1 protein-coding gene is annotated in these 2,216 nt (G+C 78.5%); it reads right to left on the bottom strand.

Features of this window, described 5'->3' with window-relative positions:
• Positions 1-90: 90 nt before the first annotated feature.
• Positions 91-2,216: LuxR C-terminal-related transcriptional regulator (locus ACWGH4_RS34420; protein WP_453467757.1), on the bottom strand; the 2,126-nt coding region annotated here is incomplete at its 5' end.

The following is a 2,216-nucleotide window of genomic DNA, read 5'->3' as shown; positions in this document are numbered from 1 at the left end:
CACGGGGGCACCCCCAGCCTCCCTCCTCCGCCTTGCGATCGCACGCACCAGACCCCGCTCGCTGATCCGGCCTGATCCAAACGAAAGACCCTAGGGCGGGTCCGCCGGCACGACGTGGGCGAGGTCGGCGCGGGAGGTGACGCGCAACTTGCGGTAGATGCGGGTCAGATGCTGTTCGACGGTGCTGGGGGTGACGTACAGGCGGGCCGCGATGGCCCGGTTGGTGGAGCCGCGGGCGGCGAGGACGGCGACCCGGCGTTCGGCGTCGGTGAGCGTGCGGGCCGGGTGGCCGTCCCGCGGGTGGTGGCCGGCGCCGGCGGCCAGTGCCTCGGCGGCGGGTGTGCGCCAGTCCAGGGTGGTGGTGGCGGGGTGCAGCTGCCAGCGTTCCAGGGTGTCCCGGCAGGCGTGGAAGTCGCCGAGCGCGGCCTGCGGGCGGCCGGCGGCCAGTTGGTGGTGGCCGCGGGCGAGGAGGTAGTGGAGTCCGGCGCGGGTGGTGAACATCGCCTCCGGTACGGGGACGGCCAGGTGCCGTGCCGCCTCGTCGAGGTCGCCGCGCCGGGTGGCGGCGAGCACGGCCGCCGACAGCGGTATTCCGATGGCCGTTCCCCAGGCGGGCGGCGGCAGCAGGGCCAGCGCCGTCGCCGCGTGGCCGGCGGCGCTGTCGTAGGCGCCGGTGCGGGCGCACACCACCGCGGCCGCCGCTTGTGCGACGGCCTGGCGGGCGGGGGTTCTGCGGCTGCTGCCGCTTCCCGGGAGCAGTGTGCGCCACCGGGCCGGCTGCCCGGTTTCCGCGGTGTGCAGCAGGGCGGAGAGGACGGCGGCGACGGGGGTCGGCGGTGCGTGGTCGTAGGCGATCGACTCGAGGGCCCGTTCGGCCGCAGGGTGCGGATCGTCCTGCCGGGTCAGGGCGGGGGCCGTCCCGGGGCGGACGAAGGCCAGTGCGGCGGCCGCCTCCCGCGCGGCGTGGCCGGCGGCCGGCCGGGCCAGTGCCCGGGCCAGTGTGTCGGTCTGTCCGTGCCACAGCAGCAGACCGGCGGCGCCCAGGAGGTGCGGGCCCTCCAGCAGCCCTGCGGTCAGGGCCTGTTCGAGCGGGTCGAGGTGGCGCGTCACGGCCGCCGGGTCGCTCTCCCACTCGGCGCGGGCGAGCATTTCCAGCAGGTGGGCGTCCCGCCGGCTGCCGCCGCCGCTGCGGCGGGCGGCGCTGCGCAGATAGGCGGCGGCCTGTCGGGGGCCGCCGGCCGTCATGGCGTGCTGTGCGGCGCGGGTCAGCAGGGGGGCGGCCCAGGCGGGTCCGGGTGCCGGGGTGCCTGCGGCGTCCGCGGCGAGAAGGTGGCGGGCCACCTCGCCGGGCCCGGCGCCGTCCTCGTGCAGCAGGGCGGCCGCGCGCAGGTGCAGGCCGGCGGCGTCCTGGGCGTTCAGGTCCTCCAGTACCGCCGCGCGGACGCCTGCGTGGCGCAGCCGCCCGGCCGCGAGCAGGCCCGTCGCGTCGAGTTCGGCCAGGTGGGGGCCGACGGCGCGTTCGGGTACGCCGAGCAGCCGGGCCAGTGCGGTGAGGGTGGCGGTGTCGGCGAGGACGGCCAGGGCGCGGGCGGTGGCCTGTGTGAGGGGTCCGGCGCTGCGCAGGCAGGCGACGACGGCCGCTCTGAAGGCGGTTCCGGCCACCGGGCGTGCGGAGCGCACGGGCCCGCAGGCCCGGTGGTCCTCCGCGAGGGCGGCCAGCAGGCGCGGGTTGCCGCCGCTGAAGCGGTGCCACTGGTCGGCCGGGAGCGGCGCGGCGGGCGGGCCGGGCAGGTGGGTGGCGAGGTAGGCGGCGACTGCGGCCTCGTCGAAGACGTCGAGGGTCACGGGTGTGCAGTGGGGGTGCCTGAGCAGTTCGGCCAGGGGCGGCGGGAGGGGTGCGGGGCGGGCGGGGTGCGGGCCGGCGAGGACGAGGAGGATCCGGGAGGCGGTGAGCCGGCCGCACAGGTAGAGCAGGGCGCGCGCGGAGGCCTCGTCCATGTGCTGGGCGTCGTCGACGAGCGCGACGAGGGGTTGGCGGGCGGCGAGTTCCCGCAGCCGGTGGTGCAGCAGCCGGGAGGCGTCGGCGCCGGAGGCGGCGGGGCCCGGGGCGGTGCCGGGCAGCTCGGTGTCCCCGGCGCCGGGGCCCGGGTCGTGGGGGCCGGCGCCGGTGAGGAGTTGGCCGGCCACGCCCAGGGGCAGGTCCGTCTCGGTGGGGG

The organism is Streptomyces sp. NPDC054847 (assembly GCF_053610925.1).
This window is presented reverse-complemented; position numbering and strand designations above follow the sequence as displayed.